This is a genomic window from Streptococcus sp. SGI.013 (assembly GCF_050315295.1).
GTDB lineage: Bacteria > Bacillota > Bacilli > Lactobacillales > Streptococcaceae > Streptococcus > Streptococcus porcorum.
The window spans coordinates 81,846-97,152 of the sequence record NZ_JBNPOS010000003.1 but is presented as its reverse complement, the minus strand read 5'-3'; the positions used below and the strand labels follow the sequence as shown (position 1 = coordinate 97,152).

General features: G+C 37.9%; 17 protein-coding genes and 1 pseudogene. 1 reads left to right on the top strand and 17 read right to left on the bottom strand.

Annotated features, from left to right (window positions below; all coding sequences use genetic code 11):
• Positions 1 to 261: 261 nt before the first annotated feature.
• From ACQRDX_RS01530 to ACQRDX_RS01520, 3 genes and pseudogenes are all read right to left on the bottom strand, one after another.
• A complete protein-coding gene (locus ACQRDX_RS01530; RefSeq protein ID WP_354367599.1) occupies positions 262 to 849 on the bottom strand; it encodes a hypothetical protein in 588 nt (195 codons plus the stop codon).
• Positions 849 to 1,478, bottom strand: a complete 630-nt coding sequence (locus ACQRDX_RS01525; protein ID WP_354367597.1) for a hypothetical protein — start codon at positions 1,476 to 1,478, stop codon at positions 849 to 851. The genes ACQRDX_RS01530 and ACQRDX_RS01525 overlap by 1 nt, the downstream gene beginning before the upstream one ends.
• A gap of 56 nt (positions 1,479 to 1,534) precedes the next feature.
• Positions 1,535 to 1,705, bottom strand: a pseudogene (locus ACQRDX_RS01520) (DUF5960 family protein); the annotation flags it as partial.
• A gap of 15 nt (positions 1,706 to 1,720) precedes the next feature.
• Here ACQRDX_RS01520 and ACQRDX_RS01515 point away from each other — a divergent pair.
• Entirely contained in the window at positions 1,721 to 2,371 is a 651-nt protein-coding gene (locus tag ACQRDX_RS01515) for a site-specific integrase (RefSeq protein WP_427894897.1), read from the top strand.
• A gap of 109 nt (positions 2,372 to 2,480) precedes the next feature.
• Here the strand turns inward: ACQRDX_RS01515 and rpsI are convergent, their stop codons facing one another.
• The 14 genes from rpsI to rpsO form a co-directional block, all read right to left on the bottom strand.
• Positions 2,481 to 2,873 carry a 30S ribosomal protein S9 gene (gene rpsI, locus ACQRDX_RS01510; protein ID WP_354367595.1) on the bottom strand — a complete coding sequence of 131 codons (393 nt, stop codon included), beginning with the start codon at positions 2,871 to 2,873 and terminating at the stop codon, positions 2,481 to 2,483.
• Between the two features lie 21 nt (positions 2,874 to 2,894).
• Positions 2,895 to 3,341 (bottom strand): 50S ribosomal protein L13, encoded by a 447-nt coding sequence (gene rplM / locus ACQRDX_RS01505; RefSeq protein ID WP_354367593.1) that lies wholly within the window; start codon positions 3,339 to 3,341, stop codon positions 2,895 to 2,897.
• 340 nt (positions 3,342 to 3,681) lie between these two features.
• Entirely contained in the window at positions 3,682 to 4,200 is a 519-nt protein-coding gene (locus ACQRDX_RS01500) for an NYN domain-containing protein (RefSeq protein WP_427894900.1), read from the bottom strand.
• A 1-nt stretch (position 4,201) separates the two neighbouring features.
• On the bottom strand, positions 4,202 to 4,930 hold the full coding sequence (gene rlmB, locus ACQRDX_RS01495) for a 23S rRNA (guanosine(2251)-2'-O)-methyltransferase RlmB (protein ID WP_427894894.1): 729 nt from the start codon (positions 4,928 to 4,930) through the stop codon (positions 4,202 to 4,204).
• A gap of 120 nt (positions 4,931 to 5,050) precedes the next feature.
• The gene (locus ACQRDX_RS01490) at positions 5,051 to 6,043 is read right to left on the bottom strand and encodes an LPXTG cell wall anchor domain-containing protein (protein WP_427894892.1); all 993 of its coding nucleotides are present in this window, start codon (positions 6,041 to 6,043) and stop codon (positions 5,051 to 5,053) included.
• A 139-nt stretch (positions 6,044 to 6,182) separates the two neighbouring features.
• The gene (locus ACQRDX_RS01485; protein WP_354367587.1) at positions 6,183 to 6,593 is read right to left on the bottom strand and encodes a Mini-ribonuclease 3; all 411 of its coding nucleotides are present in this window, start codon (positions 6,591 to 6,593) and stop codon (positions 6,183 to 6,185) included.
• The gene (gene cysS, locus ACQRDX_RS01480; protein WP_427894890.1) at positions 6,586 to 7,932 is read right to left on the bottom strand and encodes a cysteine--tRNA ligase; all 1,347 of its coding nucleotides are present in this window, start codon (positions 7,930 to 7,932) and stop codon (positions 6,586 to 6,588) included. Before cysS ends, ACQRDX_RS01485 begins: the two co-directional genes overlap by 8 nt.
• 6 nt (positions 7,933 to 7,938) lie before the next feature.
• Positions 7,939 to 8,130, bottom strand: coding sequence for a hypothetical protein (locus tag ACQRDX_RS01475; protein WP_427894888.1), 192 nt, complete (start codon positions 8,128 to 8,130; stop codon positions 7,939 to 7,941).
• 19 nt (positions 8,131 to 8,149) lie between these two features.
• Positions 8,150 to 8,734, bottom strand: coding sequence for a serine O-acetyltransferase (gene cysE / locus ACQRDX_RS01470; protein WP_354367581.1), 585 nt, complete (start codon positions 8,732 to 8,734; stop codon positions 8,150 to 8,152).
• 16 nt (positions 8,735 to 8,750) lie between these two features.
• A complete protein-coding gene (locus tag ACQRDX_RS01465; protein ID WP_354367579.1) occupies positions 8,751 to 9,506 on the bottom strand; it encodes an SseB family protein in 756 nt (251 codons plus the stop codon).
• Entirely contained in the window at positions 9,496 to 11,631 is a 2,136-nt protein-coding gene (gene pnp, locus ACQRDX_RS01460) for a polyribonucleotide nucleotidyltransferase (RefSeq protein WP_427894886.1), read from the bottom strand. Before pnp ends, ACQRDX_RS01465 begins: the two co-directional genes overlap by 11 nt.
• Positions 11,632 to 11,914: 283 nt before the next feature.
• Complete coding sequence (gtfB, locus tag ACQRDX_RS01455) at positions 11,915 to 13,237, bottom strand: accessory Sec system glycosylation chaperone GtfB (protein WP_354367575.1); 1,323 nt, start codon at positions 13,235 to 13,237, stop codon at positions 11,915 to 11,917.
• A complete protein-coding gene (gene gtfA, locus ACQRDX_RS01450; RefSeq protein ID WP_354367573.1) occupies positions 13,234 to 14,742 on the bottom strand; it encodes an accessory Sec system glycosyltransferase GtfA in 1,509 nt (502 codons plus the stop codon). Before gtfA ends, gtfB begins: the two co-directional genes overlap by 4 nt.
• A 193-nt stretch (positions 14,743 to 14,935) precedes the next feature.
• Positions 14,936 to 15,205, bottom strand: coding sequence for a 30S ribosomal protein S15 (rpsO, locus tag ACQRDX_RS01445; RefSeq protein WP_008535715.1), 270 nt, complete (start codon positions 15,203 to 15,205; stop codon positions 14,936 to 14,938).
• Positions 15,206 to 15,307: the final 102 nt, after the last annotated feature.

Here is a 15,307-nt window from a genome sequence, read left to right as displayed (position 1 = left end):
TTATAAAAAATGTCAAATGTTTAATTAATTAAAATATAATCGTTTTTATAAAAACAACCTTTATCCTCAATTCTACTACAGATTTTTTGAACATAGAATATATGATATAACTTATAATAAATATAAACATGAGCAACAAAAAAGAAGTGAGGTATCACTTCTTTTATAGATTCAGTTAAGTTAAATAATTTATTTTAGATAATGGATTCATCTTTCCAAAAAATAGTTGTTTTTCAGAAAGTTAAACTAAGTATCACTCTTTCAGACTATCTTTCTCCAGTCATCATCAATCTTATTATTTGTTACTTCCCAAGAAGAGTTAAGCTTAAAAATGCTTACTTCTTTATGTTTATCTCTTGTATCATAATATGATAGCCTTACTTCATCAAAATCTTCACCTTTAAAATCTTTCTGTAGCAAAATAAATTCTAAATCGAATCTTTTGATTTCGTTACCGTTTAATAAGAAAGAGTATGACCCATTATCTCCAAAGCTTTCTTTTCCTTCTTTAGTATCATAATGAGTTGCCTGTACCATATTACACATATATTTATTTCGATAATATAGGGATAGATTTAAATTTCTTATAATTTGTTTAGTTGACTTTGTATTGTGCAATTCTATCCACAAAGGAACATCAAATACCATCCCACTTTGTGATTCACTAAATCCCCACGCCTCCCTTGTCGATTTATTATAAACTGATTTAATGTAGATATGAACTTTTCCTCTATTTGATAGTATATACGTAAAATAAGTTTGAGCAAAAAATCCAATTAAAGTAGAAAATAATGATATTAGAGCACCAATTATGAGCAAAGAAACTTCTTTGTTTTTTAAAATTTCCACTAAAAAAATTCCCCACTACTTCCATCAAAATAAAGTTTTCTAGTAATTTCAGCATTAACTTTACTTAGTTCATCTTTAGTTTTGTCAGATGTATCAATATCAAGATTATCTAAAACACCAAATTCTTGCTCTAAATCCAATAAAATTTCAATTATTCTAAACTTTACATTGCTGATTAACTCAGAAAAATTTGTTCTACTTAAAACTTGCTCTAATCTGACACATTTAATGTATCCGTTGCTATTCTTATTAACCATACCAGCGCATTCTATTAAATTATATGATGGCTCCCTATCTTTTTTTAAAATCTCTTCTACAGTATTTATTCCATCTAAAATAACTCTATTCTCTAGAATCTCTCTAATTTCTTTAGTAAAATATGATTCTGATAATGGCTGATTTGTCACTTGAGTACTAGCATTAAAGCCAGTGTAAAGTATCATATATGATATATTCTTCCGATAGTTAGGAATCGTATGTTCTTCTGAGTATCCGTTTAACTCCCTTTCTATCCATAGAAGAAGCTCCTCATTTTTCAAGGAGTACGTAATTACTAACAATCTATGTAAAGCACTCTCCAAAGAAATATTATCAAGTGCTATATCTTTAATTATTTGACTTTTTGCCATTAGCCCAATCTCCTTTGTCAGACAGATTTTTTATTTCAGTATATCACATTGCTGACCTAAATTATTGATTCTGTTCTACTTAAATACCGAAAAACTCTAATATTCTTATTATCCGAATCCAAAGTAACCTGAAAATGAAAATAATGGTCTCGACCATCTACCGACTTTTGCTTATTGAGCCTAAAATAATTCTTATGAGATAAAGCCATAGACAATAGAATATCATCTTGAGCGAGAAAAAGATGAAGAAGAGAGGTATTTTAACCAGTCATGAGCTACCTCAATGGCTTAACGCTATTGAAGAAGACCTGCATAATGGTGACCTAACATATATGGATTATTCCCTTTTCTATACAACTTTTCTGCTTTCAGATAGGAAATCTGAAACATATGCACTTCAATGGAAACATATTGACTTTGCTAACAATAAGATTTATATTGTACAGGCACTAGATAGATTCGGTAATGTAAAATCTACTAAAGGTAAGAGAAAGACAAGTTTTATTGTTTCCAATCTCTTAATGACTATTCTTGCTAAATGGAAAGAAGAACAAAAATCAATTCTTAAAAAATATAAAATCCGCCAAACTAATAAACAGTTTGTCTTTACCTTTGAAGATAGAAAAGGAGGTGTTAATAAGCGACTTCATATTGATTATTTAAATTATAGAATGAAATCTATCGAAAGACGTCACTCTGAGTTAGCTCATGCCACACCACATATGTTACGTCACACAGCTGCTTCATTAGCCAAATTGGCTGGGTATTCTTTTAGTCAAATTTCAGAAGCTCTTACACACAGTGATTCAGAGACCACTAAAGGTTATATCAATGTCATTGACACTATCCCCAAAATAGTTGAAGAAATTGCCTACCGAAATCTGAAAAAATAATGGTGTGAATTTGGTGTGAAAAGTGGTGTGAACTTTGCTAAAAAATATCAAAAAAACACCCCATGGTGTGAACCATGAAGTGTTGTAAATGCAGTATTGTAGCCGTTTCTTAACGTTTAGAGAACTGGCTAGCTTTACGTGCTTTCTTAAGACCTGGTTTTTTACGTTCAACCATACGTGCGTCACGTGTAAGAAGACCAGCGCGTTTCAATGAATCACGGAAATCTGGATCAACTTGAAGAAGTGCACGCGCGATACCATGACGGATCGCACCTGATTGACCAGCATATCCACCACCTACAACGTTAACGAAAACGTCATATGAACCTGCAGTTGATGTTACTGCAAATGGTTGGTTGATAACTAAACGGAGGTCAGCGTGTGGGATGTATTCTTCTACATCTTTTTTGTTAATAGTGATTTTACCAGTACCTGGAACCAAACGTACGCGTGCAACCGCGTTTTTACGACGACCAGTACCTGTGTATTGTGCTTGTGCCATTACTTAGATGCTCCTTTCCTCTTAGATAAGACCTGTAATATCAAGTACTTCTGGTTGTTGTGCAGCGTGTGTATGCTCACCACCTACAAATACTTTCAATTTCATACCTTGCGCACGTCCAAGAGTGTTGTGCGGAAGCATACCTTTAACAGATTTTTCAATCAAACGAACAGCATTTTTAGAACGCAATTCACCTGCTGAGATTTGTTTCAATCCACCTGGGTAAAGTGAGTGAGTGTAGTAGATTTTATCTGTTGCTTTTTTACCAGTCAATTTAACTTTTTCAGCATTGATAACGATAACAAAGTCACCTGTATCAGTGTGAGGTGTAAATGTTGGTTTGTTTTTACCACGAAGTACGCTAGCAACTACTGCTGAAAGGCGTCCAAGAGGTACATCAGTAGCGTCAACTACATACCATTTGCGTTCAACTTCACCTGGCTTAGCCATGTATGTTGTTTTGTTCATGATTTCTCCTATATAATCGTTTTTGTTTACTAGGCGGATGTTCCGGTCCGCGAGTTATTTGAAGGGTTCCGGGGCCTTTCAAATGGGGTAAACAATACCGCTTATAATCATACCAAAATTTAACCTCAATCGTCAAGTCATTTGCTAGGATTTTTTTACTTTTCACCAAATTAAATCTTTTGTTTACACTATCAAACTATCCTCTGGCATATCGTATCTAAAACAAGCACTAAACCTTCCATTTGGGGCTTCATTTTTTAATAGTGTTTAACGTGAAACGAAAAACGGCTGGAGCATTTCCAACCGTTTTTTCGTAACCATTAATTAATTGTGATCATCATTATTTTCCCAACTCATCTAACATATCCTGCAGTTGATCGAGTTGGTCTGCATTCCAAGGACGTAAAGGGGGCTTGGTTAAGTCCAAATCCTTTTTAAAGCTTGCAACGTCTTTTTTTAATTGGTTAACATCTTTTTCCAGCTCTCTGGCTGAAACCCTCAAGGCTCCTTGGGAAAAGATTAACCATTGTTCATTCAAATCACTGGTTGCCACAGATACACGCGTCGTGAGGCGATTAAACTGACCCACCAAACGTTCAATGTAGGCATCGGCAGTTTCCCCTTCTTCTGTAAAAACAACCTGTAGCTGATAGTGATCGTAAACCTGTCTAACACCTGGGACATATTGGGCATCAAAAACACAGATAATCTCTAACTCTTCAAATCCAGCATAATGACTCAGTTTTTTCAACAATAGGTCACGCGCTTCTTCCAATTGATTGGTTTTAAAAAAGTGCTTAGTCTCTTGCCAATAAGCAATCATATTATAACCATCAACAATCAAAATACGACGTTTCATCTTAGCCACGATTTCTAAAAACCTCATACATCAACAAGGCTGCTGCTACACTAGCATTGAGACTTTGGACATGTCCATTCATAGGAATCGTCACCATCTCATCTACTTGTTTTTTGATATTAGCAGAAATCCCCTTGCCTTCATTGCCAATGATAAGAGCAAGTTTTCCTGACGTGTTCCATTGATGTGATGGTGTGCCATCCATATCAGTCCCAAAGACCCAGAAACCTGCTGCTTTAAGCTGATCAAGAGTCTGACTAAGATTGGTGACACGAGCAATAGGGATATGTTCCACTGCACCTGTTGATGTTTTAGCAACAACTGGAGTAACACCGACGGCACGATGTTTAGGGATAATCACACCACAAACATTAGTCGCATCTGCTGTTCGCAAGATAGAACCGAAGTTGTGTGGGTCATTAAGACCATCTAAAATGAGAATAAGGGGATTATCTTCCTGCTCTGCTTTTTCTAAAATCACAGACAGCTCACTATAAGCAAATTCGGATACCCGAAGAACAAATCCTTGATGGACGGCTCCTTCTGTCATCTCAGACAAGGTTTTTTTAGGCGTCCAAGAGATGGAAACTTTTTTTTCTGCTGCTAGTTGTTTGATTTTCTCCACATTTTTCCCACGAAGGTCATCTTGTAGATAGAGTTTATTTCCTGTGTTGGCAAGCAAGCTTTCTGTCACTGCATGCACACCATATACGATATCATTTTGTTCCATGCCCTTATTATAGCACAGTTTTAACTCACTAGGAGCTCCAAAGCCTATCCATTCTAAAAAAGCTGGAGAAAATCCCCAGCTTTCTGCTCAAGCATCATCTTTTGATAGGACTCGCTTAAACTACATTTTATGTTTTGGATGGTAAGTTTTAAACAGACCAACAAGACCTGCAATTAAGAAGCTAACAAAACCAGCATAAGTAAGGTAAACTGAAGTTTCTTCTCCTGTTTTTGGTAGAACAGATTTACCCGCACGTGTCACAGATTTGGCAACTCCTTTAGTCGATTCGCTAACACTTGATGCGCTGACTTTAGCTGCAGATTGACTAGCAGTCTGTTGACTTGCTGATACTTCTGAAGTTGAAGAAGCTGTACTAGTAGCGGCTGTAGATGTTGCAGTGGATTGACTAGCTGAAGTGCTAGCAGCTACCTGAGTTGATTGGCTTTCAGAAGCAGCTTGGCTAGCTGAGGTACTAGTAGCCACTTGAGTTGATTGACTTTCAGAAGCGACCTGGCTAGCTGAAACACTTTCTGATGCGGCCACACTAGTAGAGGTAGAACTTTCTACCGCTTGACTTTCAGAGCTTGCCACAGTGCTAGTAGATGTCGCAACACTATCACTGACAGATGCAGAAGCCACAGTAGAACTAGACTGACTGGCTACTTCTGAACTGGCTGTAGTTGATGTTGCTGTAGGTTGATAGGTAAACATAGTGGTACCACTACGTAATCCCACACCTGCTTCATCTAGGTTAGCCTTGATTACATAATCCCCTGCTGGCATTCCTTTCATTGTAAACCAAAAATTAAATGTGGTACTACCTTTTGGAACAGCATAAGTGATGTCAGAAACCACTTTACCTGAACTATTTAGCAAATCTACCTTAAGATTTCCACCAGCAGTTAGGGCGCTAGGTAAGGTAACAATCATTTTTGTCCGATCGTTTTCACTTACTGTTTCAATCAAAAAGTTCACATTATCAGTGGTAACAGTTGCCATAGATGCTGTATCAGAAGTTGTAGCATTATCAGCAAAAGCCACAACTGACGGACTTCCAGCCAACAAAGCCATAGTAGCTAAAGATGTTACAAATAATCTACGTGATTTCATCATTCTCTCCTCCTCATTTTAGTACTCTTTATACTTCTATTATATACCTTTGTAAGCGTTTTTCAAGCAATTATACAAGATTTTTTACTTTTTTATGACAAATTATTACAAATATTACAAAAACAAAAAAAACGGATGCTTATCATCCGTTTTTCGTTTCATTTTCTTGTGACTCGATCGTTTGAATTGCCCACTGAATCAACTCTTCTAAACGCTCAATACGCTCTAACATGTGAAGATAGCCCATGACGGCTTCAAAGCCTGTGGACATCCGATAGGTAATCACATCTGCATTTTTTGCTTTTGTATGACTAGTAGCATTACGGCCACGCTTGTAAATTGCTTCTTCTTCTTCTGTCAAAAGGTTTTGTGTCATCCATTGAGTTGCTAAGTAAGCTTGTGCTCTGGCAGAAACATACCTTGTAGCCTCACGATGTAATTGATTGGGCTTGGTCTGCCCCTTAAAGATCAAATACTTTCTAATATAGGTGGAATAGATCGCATCTCCCTCAAAAGCCAGGGCGATGCCGTTAATCAATTTGACATCAATCACGTGTCCACCTCACACCATCTTTGGTATCAAGAAGTTTTATCCCTTTTTCTGCCAATTGGTCACGGATGCGATCAGCAGTTGCAAAATCACGATTGGCACGCGCTACTTGACGCTCCTCAATTAATCTTTCAATATCAGTATCAAGTTCCTCTTCTTCAAAGACAATGCCAAATACAGCCAACATTTTCTCAAATGCTGCTTTGATAGCCTCAGTATAGTGACCTGAATTGATCCACTTAGCCATATCAAAAATTGCTGTAATCCCATTAGCTGCATTAAAATCATCATCCATGGCTGATGTAAAGGCTGAAATATACTGATCCAAAGCCTCTATATCGGTATTATCCGTAAAGGGTTGTTGGTAAGTATTTTTGAGGTATTTCAAATTTACCTCCGCATCATGAATGGCCTTGTCTGTATAATTTAAAGGGCGACGATAGTGCTGAGTAGCCAAAAAGAAGCGTAAGATCTGCCCATCAATTTCTTGAAGCATGTCATGAGCCGTCAAAAAATTACCTAGTGACTTGGACATCTTTTCATCATTGATGTTAAGCATGGCATTGTGCATCCAATAATTTGCAAATTTTTTGCCTGTTTTTGCTTCTGACTGTGCAATTTCATTGGTATGATGCGGAAATTCAAGATCTGCACCGCCACCATGAATATCAATAGTATCTCCTAATAATTCTGTCGCCATTACAGAACACTCGATATGCCAACCTGGACGCCCAGCTCCCCAAGGGCTCTCCCATGAGACTTCACCTGCTTTAGCAGTCTTCCAAAGTGCAAAATCAAAGGGGTGTTCCTTCAAATCAGCCTCATTGTCCACACGTCCAGAAGCACCTGCTTCCAGATCAGCTAAAGTTTTATTGGCTAACTTTGCATAGTTGTCTGATTTTGCCACACGAAAATAAACATCTCCTTTTGACACATAGGCAAAATCTTTTTCAATCAACTCTTCCACAAATGAGATAATCTCATCCATATAATCAATCACGCGCGGATTGCTAGTAGCAGGCTTGACTCCTAGAGCTTTGACATCTTCTTTAAATGCAGCAATAAACTGGTCTGACAATTCCTTAGTTGTCACACCTGCTTCATTTGCCGCTTTGATAATTTTGTCATCTACATCTGTAAAGTTAGAAACATAGGCCACTTCAAATCCACGGTATTCAAAGTAACGACGGATAGTGTCAAAAGCCACTACACTACGTGCATTACCAATATGAATATAGTTATAAACCGTTGGTCCACAGACATACATCTTAACTTGCCCTTCTATCAAAGGAGAAAACTCACGTAGGGAACGCGTTAAGGTATCATAGATTTTTATTGTCATCTCTTATTATCCTCTTTCATCATCCTTTACAAGATGATCTAGTTTACGCTTTTTGACAAAGGCTAAAGCTACACTTGCCCCAGAAAAAACAAGCCAAAACAAACCAAGTTGCCACTGATGATCTTTAAAATGTAAAAGCATCAACACCAAAGCTAACCCAACTGTCAAAATATTGATCCAATAATTTTTCCAAATCATCTTAATCACCTAAAATAGCTTAAAGCCTAGCAGAATGATAACTTTCTTCACGCCTTTGCTCAATCGTTTTAATAGCAGTTTCATTTTTTTGCCCATGAACACGGACCACCTTAGCAGGAACGCCAACCACTGTCACATCAGCTGGCACATCAGACAAGACTACTGCGGCCGCTCCAACCTTAGCATTTTCTCCAATCTCAATAGGACCAATTAACTGAGAATGGGCAGAGATTAAGGCGCCTCTTCGGACTGTCGGATGGCGCTTACCGACATCTTTTCCTGTTCCTCCAAGCGTCACACCATGATAAAGCATGACACCTGACTCAACAATAGCGGTTTCACCAACCACCAAACCGGCACCATGGTCAATAAAAACACCCGGTGCAATCTGAGCTCCTGGATGAATTTCAATATTGGTCCAAAAACGCCAAAATTGACTGTGCATTCTAGCCAGTAGTTTAAAATGATGATTCCACAAAAAATGGGATAAGCGATGGGCCGCTAAAGCCTTGACACCAGGGTAAGTTAAGAGAACCTCCAAGCTTGTTCTCGCTGCTGGATCATTTTGTTTTACAATATCAATCGTTTCTCTCCACCACCCCATAGTGTCTCCTTTATCTTTACTGTTTAATCATTTCCCAAGTCAGCATCACCATGTCCTCATTAAAAGGATCAATCACAATGCCCTTGGTATCATCAATATCATTTTCACCCATTTCTGGATGGATCAAATCTGCTATTTTCCAAGTCATCACACGCCCTTGGGCTTGCCTAAAGTTCCCACCGAAATCGTCTTGATTGTACCATTTAGCAAAGCTCATCAAATCTGAAAATACCGGCACATAACTCTCGCCATCTGGATTAGACATAGTTGGAAACAAACGATCCTCACTTCCATCCTCAGTTGGATGAATGAAAGCTGGAATCAAATAGTATTTCTCTAACTGATCTGCCGCCTTATTTTTCTCTCCCATAATATGATTCAAGGTTAGGGTAAAACTATTTACAAACTGAATCATGTCATGGCTAGCAAAAAAAGTTGAATTACCAGCATCTCCTCTTTGCTTTAAGTTAAACACTAAACCAGCCAAACCTAACTCAATCACCTCACGTAAAACATCAAGAGCTGAGCGTAATACCCACTCTTGATTTTTAGCACTGGCTTGACTTTCTTGAAAGGCTAGGCAGTCTTCCTCATCTGTAAAAACAGGGGTCACACGCTTGCCCTCAATCTCCACTGCATAAGCTTCTTTACTAGCTAGGACAGGAAAAGCATGGAAACAATTGACTAGACCAATACTTTCTAAATAGTTATCTGGTGCATTGATAAAGGCACGCAAACGCAGATCAAATTCTTTATTTAATTTATTTGTCATGGCTTTCTTCTTTTTTCTCTACTTTTGGTGGACGTGGTAAAAGAGCTTTCATTGAAGCATCAACACGTCCTTTATCGTCAACTTTGATAACTTTAACAGTGACCACATCTCCAATCTCAACAAGGTCCTCAACACGATTAATACGGCTCCAAGCCATCTCTGAAATATGAACAAGGGCATCCGTCTTATCAAACAAGTTGACAAAGGCTCCGAATTTTTCGATCCGCACCACTTTAGCTTCATAAACTTCACCAACCTTAGCTTCACGCACAAGGTTAGCAATAATCTCTTTAGTTCGATCAATAGCTGCTTGATCAGAAGAGTAAATTGAGACATTACCTTCTTCATCGATATCAATCTTGACACCTGTTTCAGCAATAATCTTATCAATCGTTTCGCCACCTTTACCGATAACAATCTTGATCTTATCTACATCAATCTTGATGGTATCAATTTTTGGTGCTGTTGGTGCCAATTGAGGGCGAACTTCTGGAATGGCTGTATGAAGGACATCCAAAATTTCAAAACGGGCTTTCTTAGCTTGAGCTAAGGCTTCTTCTAAGATTTGTGGTGTAATTCCTTCAATCTTGATATCCATTTGAAGGGCTGTAATCCCCTCACGCGTTCCCGCTACTTTAAAGTCCATATCACCAAAATGATCTTCAAGACCTTGAATATCCGTTAGGATCGTATAGTTTTGACCATCTGAAATCAAGCCCATTGCAATCCCAGCAACAGGGGCTTTAATCGGAACACCTCCAGCCATCAAAGCCAAGGTGCCAGCACAAATAGAGGCTTGAGAGGATGAACCGTTAGACTCTAATACTTCTGCAACCAAACGGATGGCATAAGGAAACTCTTCCAAGCTCGGTAAAACTTGCTCAAGGGCACGCTCACCTAGAGCACCATGACCAATTTCACGGCGACCAGGAGCCCCATAACGCCCTGTCTCACCAACAGAATATTGTGGGAAGTTGTAGTGATGCATAAAGCGCTTTTTGTACTCGTCATCAAGACCATCTACAATTTGAGTTTCCCCCATCGGAGCAAGTGTCAAAACAGATAAAGCCTGAGTTTGCCCACGGGTAAAGAGACCTGAACCATGAACTTTAGGAAGGAAATCCACTTCTGCATCCAAAGGTCTGATCTCATCGACACGACGGCCATCAGGACGAATCTTATCTTCTGTGATTAAGCGACGTACCTCAGCATGTTCCATTTGCTCAAGAATTTCTGCAACATCACGCATGATACGCTCAAACTCTTCTGACTCAGCAAATTTTTCTTGGTACTCAGCTGTCACACGCTCTTTGACAGCCTGAGTGGCAGCTTCACGCGCCAGCTTTTCTTCTACTTGAACAGCTTGTTGGAGGTCAGCATTGTACTGAGCCACAATCTCTCTTTGTAAGTCAGCATCAACTTGCAAAAGTTCAACATCCGCTTTTTCCTTACCAACAGCTCTAACGATTTCTTCTTGGAAGGTGATTAAATCTTGAATAGCCTCATGACCTTTTAAGAGGGCCTCAAGCATAACCTCTTCACTCAATTCCTTAGCCCCTGATTCCACCATGTTGATGGCCTCTTTGGTACCTGCTACTGTTAGTTCTAAAGCAGAAGCTTCTTGTTCAGCCTTGCTTGGATTGATGATAAAATCTCCATCAACATAAGCCACTTGCACACCTACAATCGGTCCGTTAAAGGGAATATCTGAGATAGATAAAGCCAGTGAACTTCCAAACATGGCTGCCATTGGGGCAGAGGCATTTTCGTCGTAAGAAAGAACCGTGTTAATCACCTGAACTTCATTGCGAAAACCTTCTGCAAACAGCGGACGAATAGGACGGTCGATTAAGCGAGCTGTCAGGGTAGCATCTGTTGTCGGACGTCCTTCACGCTTGTTGAAGCCACCTGGAAATTTCCCTGCAGCATACATCTTTTCTTCATAGTTAACTTGAAGTGGGAAAAAATCACCCGTTGCCATCTTTTTAGACATGACCGCTGCTGTGAGTACCGTAGACTCTCCATAGCGGACAAGAACAGAGCCATTAGCTTGCTTGGCCACTTGTCCAATCTCAACGACTAAAGGCTTCCCTGCAAACCTTGTTTCAAATACTTGTTTTGACATAAATTGTCTCTCCTCAATTTGATTTCAGATACGTCCGTTTTCTACAAAGACCAATTCAAAGCTACTTTTGAACTCGGCTTTGCATAAAACCACGTATCTCGTCTATTTTACCATAATTTTCAGAAAAATGTAGAGGGATTAAGACTCAGACACAAAAAAGAGTAGAAAAGAGACCCGAAACTATGTATTTCGAGTTCTTTTCCACTCTCAAGTATGAACTAAAGATTTTGGTTTAATATATTTTATACCTAAGCCTGATGAAAGGAATCACAAAACTCTAATACTATCCAATTAAAGTTTGATAATCAGTAGCTGTCGCAATAGATAGAGCACTTTCCTGCTGCTCAACTAGGGCAGGTAAAGTTTGGTGTCCATCTAAAACATCTTTTAAAAGCATAATAAGTTGGTCGACAGCACTTGAAAGGTATACATGCTGTTTTGCAACATATTTAGCGTGATGAAGTGTATTTACAAAAGCTAGAATAAGCATCTTATTTTCAAAGGCTGTCCGAACAGCTGACAAAATCTCACTTCCTTGGTTAATATCTAAGTAGATATCGCATTGATCTTGTAATCGTTGAACCATAGCAGTTGATATATTAGGATAGAGGGTAACATTTGAATATTTCCCTAAATCTGTCAAGCGACTGGACATCTCCGTAACGGCCCCAACATGAAAATGTAAATTCGGTAATTGTGCAACCAACTTAGGAAGTTGTTCAATTTGATCCGAATTTGTAAAGATTAAGGCTTCTTTTCTATTTTTATTTTCTCTCGTTGTAGGATAAATAACTCCTAAATAAGATACCTTATGAGCTTGATTTTCTGGTAGTAGAGAGGAAATTTTGGCGTAAATAGCTTTATCTTGTACCATAATTTTAGTTTGATTATCAATGTTATTTAAAAGAAGCTGCATATTTCCTGGAATGTCCGAGCCAATTTCTTCTTGCCAAAAAAGAATATCCTTTCTACTTCCCCCCAGTTGATGGGCCACCAAAAATGGAGTAGATAAAGAATTATAAAAAATGCGGTCTAGCTCAAATTGTGCTTCTTTTAGATAAAATACAATAAATTCTGACCTAGATTTAAAAATATAAACCTGGTTTTTATAATTCAGTGTCACATCTCCTGTATGATGATTTTCTACTAACACTTCTTGATTATCTGCATTAAAATAAGATGTTAAAACTGCCTGACCATCAAGATTATATACTGTTTGAGCAAAACGATAGCCTTGCTTATTATAGCGGTCTGTTAATCGTGTTTTCCCCCTATCATCATACCAGTCTACCGCTTTTACCAAACGCTTATGACTAGGAGTGGTATAGTGAATATGACCCTTCTTTTCTGCGTAGTTATAGATTTCACCTTGACTATTATTCCCTCTTATTTCCCAAAACTCTGGAACTGAAACTTGGTTAAAATATAGAGGGGTTTCCTCAGCTCTAGGATCAAAACCTGTGAAAAATAAATAGGGTGATGTAACATCATTTGGAAGAAAACCATCATCATTAATCACAATAGTAGGGTTATTGTACCCAGATACCAATAAGGAGTAATGTAAATCCCAACTGTCCTGTGTATATGTATCAAATAAATTTATCATCCTTTTGTCATCTCCTCAATCAATCGACCCCAACGTTCTTCAATTTTGGATGTCAGAAAATTCTCCGCAATATGGTAGGATTCTCCTTGCATGGCTGGACGATCTTGACGTTGGAAGAAGGTGATTAACCTCTCTGAAAATGCCTTGACGATATGCACTTCCTCATCGATTTCAAATGTCGGCAACAAGTATCCATTTTTTCCTTCAGATATAAAAGTTTGGTTCCCATAGCGCACATCAAAACCAATCAATGGTAGACCTGATCCAACAGCCTCTAAAAGAGTCAGACCAAAACCTTCACTCTTAGAAGCAGACAGATACAATTCGTACTGCTGATAAATATCTGTTAGATCCTGATGTCCTTTTAAACGAATATAGCTTTGAGCTTCACTTTCATCAATAATCCGTTGGATTTTAGCTCGCTCTCCACCCTCACCATAAATATCAAAACTCAATTTAGGGATAACTTTTCTAGCCTCTATGACAGCTTTCACTAGCCAATCCACATGCTTTTCTGAGGCCAAACGAGATGCAGTGACAATACTATATGCTGTTCTGTCACATTGTGGATAGCGAAGTGTATCTAAGCTCCCTACAGGAATCGTAACAATATTAGGAATAAACCCTTTGTACTTAGCAAATTGATCTGACATGACCTCTTTTTGACGTTCAGTAGCTGTTATAAAAAAATCTACCTTATCTGCGTTAGTAAATTGGTAATCGTAGTAATTGTTCCATAAAATCGTTCTATCAGTAACCGCATTTTCACTAAAATGCTCTGCATGGACAACTACACCGAGTTTGGCTGGTTTACTATAGCGAAAAACACCCTGTCCTGTCTCTGTTGCACGATCCAAAATCACTACATCATCAGATGTCAACGCTAGGTTTTTCATAAAGTAAGCAATAAACTCCTCTTTGGAGTTCAAGATAGCATCCGCCATGCGAAAAACACTATTTTTACCGTCAATGATTTCATCATATGCTACTGAACCATCTTCATTAAAAAAACGACGTTGATAAAGATGAGCTCTTTTATCACGAGGAGTATAATACTCTGTGAACATCTTTGTATAAGAATAAAAATCTTTTCGAATTAAATTTCCGCGTGATACAAACTCCACACGATGTACGCGATCATCCTCTTCTTTACAGAGATAGGCTGTCAAAAAAACATCCTGTTTTTCATAGAAAAAGCGAACAATCTTTCCCTGTCTTTCTTTGCGACTTAATTCTCCATGATATTTAGCTTCTAAATCTGCTAAAGTAAAAGTTGTTGGAGCTACTTTTATGTCTGTAAAAAAACCATAAAGCCAAATAATTTCCTCATCCTTAAAACCAATATTGCGGGTTAAATCAGATAAGTTTTCCTGAGCAAAAAAATCTGTAAAGACAAATTTAGCTGGAATATTGAGATTTCTAAAGACATTAGCACGGTAAGCTTGAGCGTATTCCACACCACTACTTGCCCAACCGATTCCTCGATTAATATTATAGACTGTCATGTCAATCCTTTCCTTGAAAAAATATTCTCTCAATGAGATCTATTTTTAGAAATTATACCATATCTTTAACATTACTTAAAGTTTGATGGCATGATAAAATGGTTTATTGATCTCCATCATACAGAACATTCTAGATTTTAGACAAACTAAAAGCCTGACAAGAATTGTCAGACTTTTAGTGATTTTCATTTGATTAACGACGTAATCCAAGTGAGCTAATCAATTCACGGTAACGGTTAACATCTGTACGACGTAGGTATGCTAACAAGTTACGACGGTGACCGATTTTTTTCATCAAACCACGGTAAGTTGCGTGGTCTTTTTTATGTTGTTTAATGTGATCGTTAAGGTGGTTGATTTCCCAAGTCAATACTGCTACTTGAACTTCAACTGAACCAGTATCACCTTCGTGACGTGCATATTGTGCAATGATTTCATTTTTTTTCTCTTTTGAGATTGCCATGATATTTCTCCTTTTATTGCTTAATCCGAGTTTTAGGGTTTGGCTAGCCTAAAACCAAGAAAAAGTTGGTATGTCTTTTAGACATCTGTAATTGTATCAAAA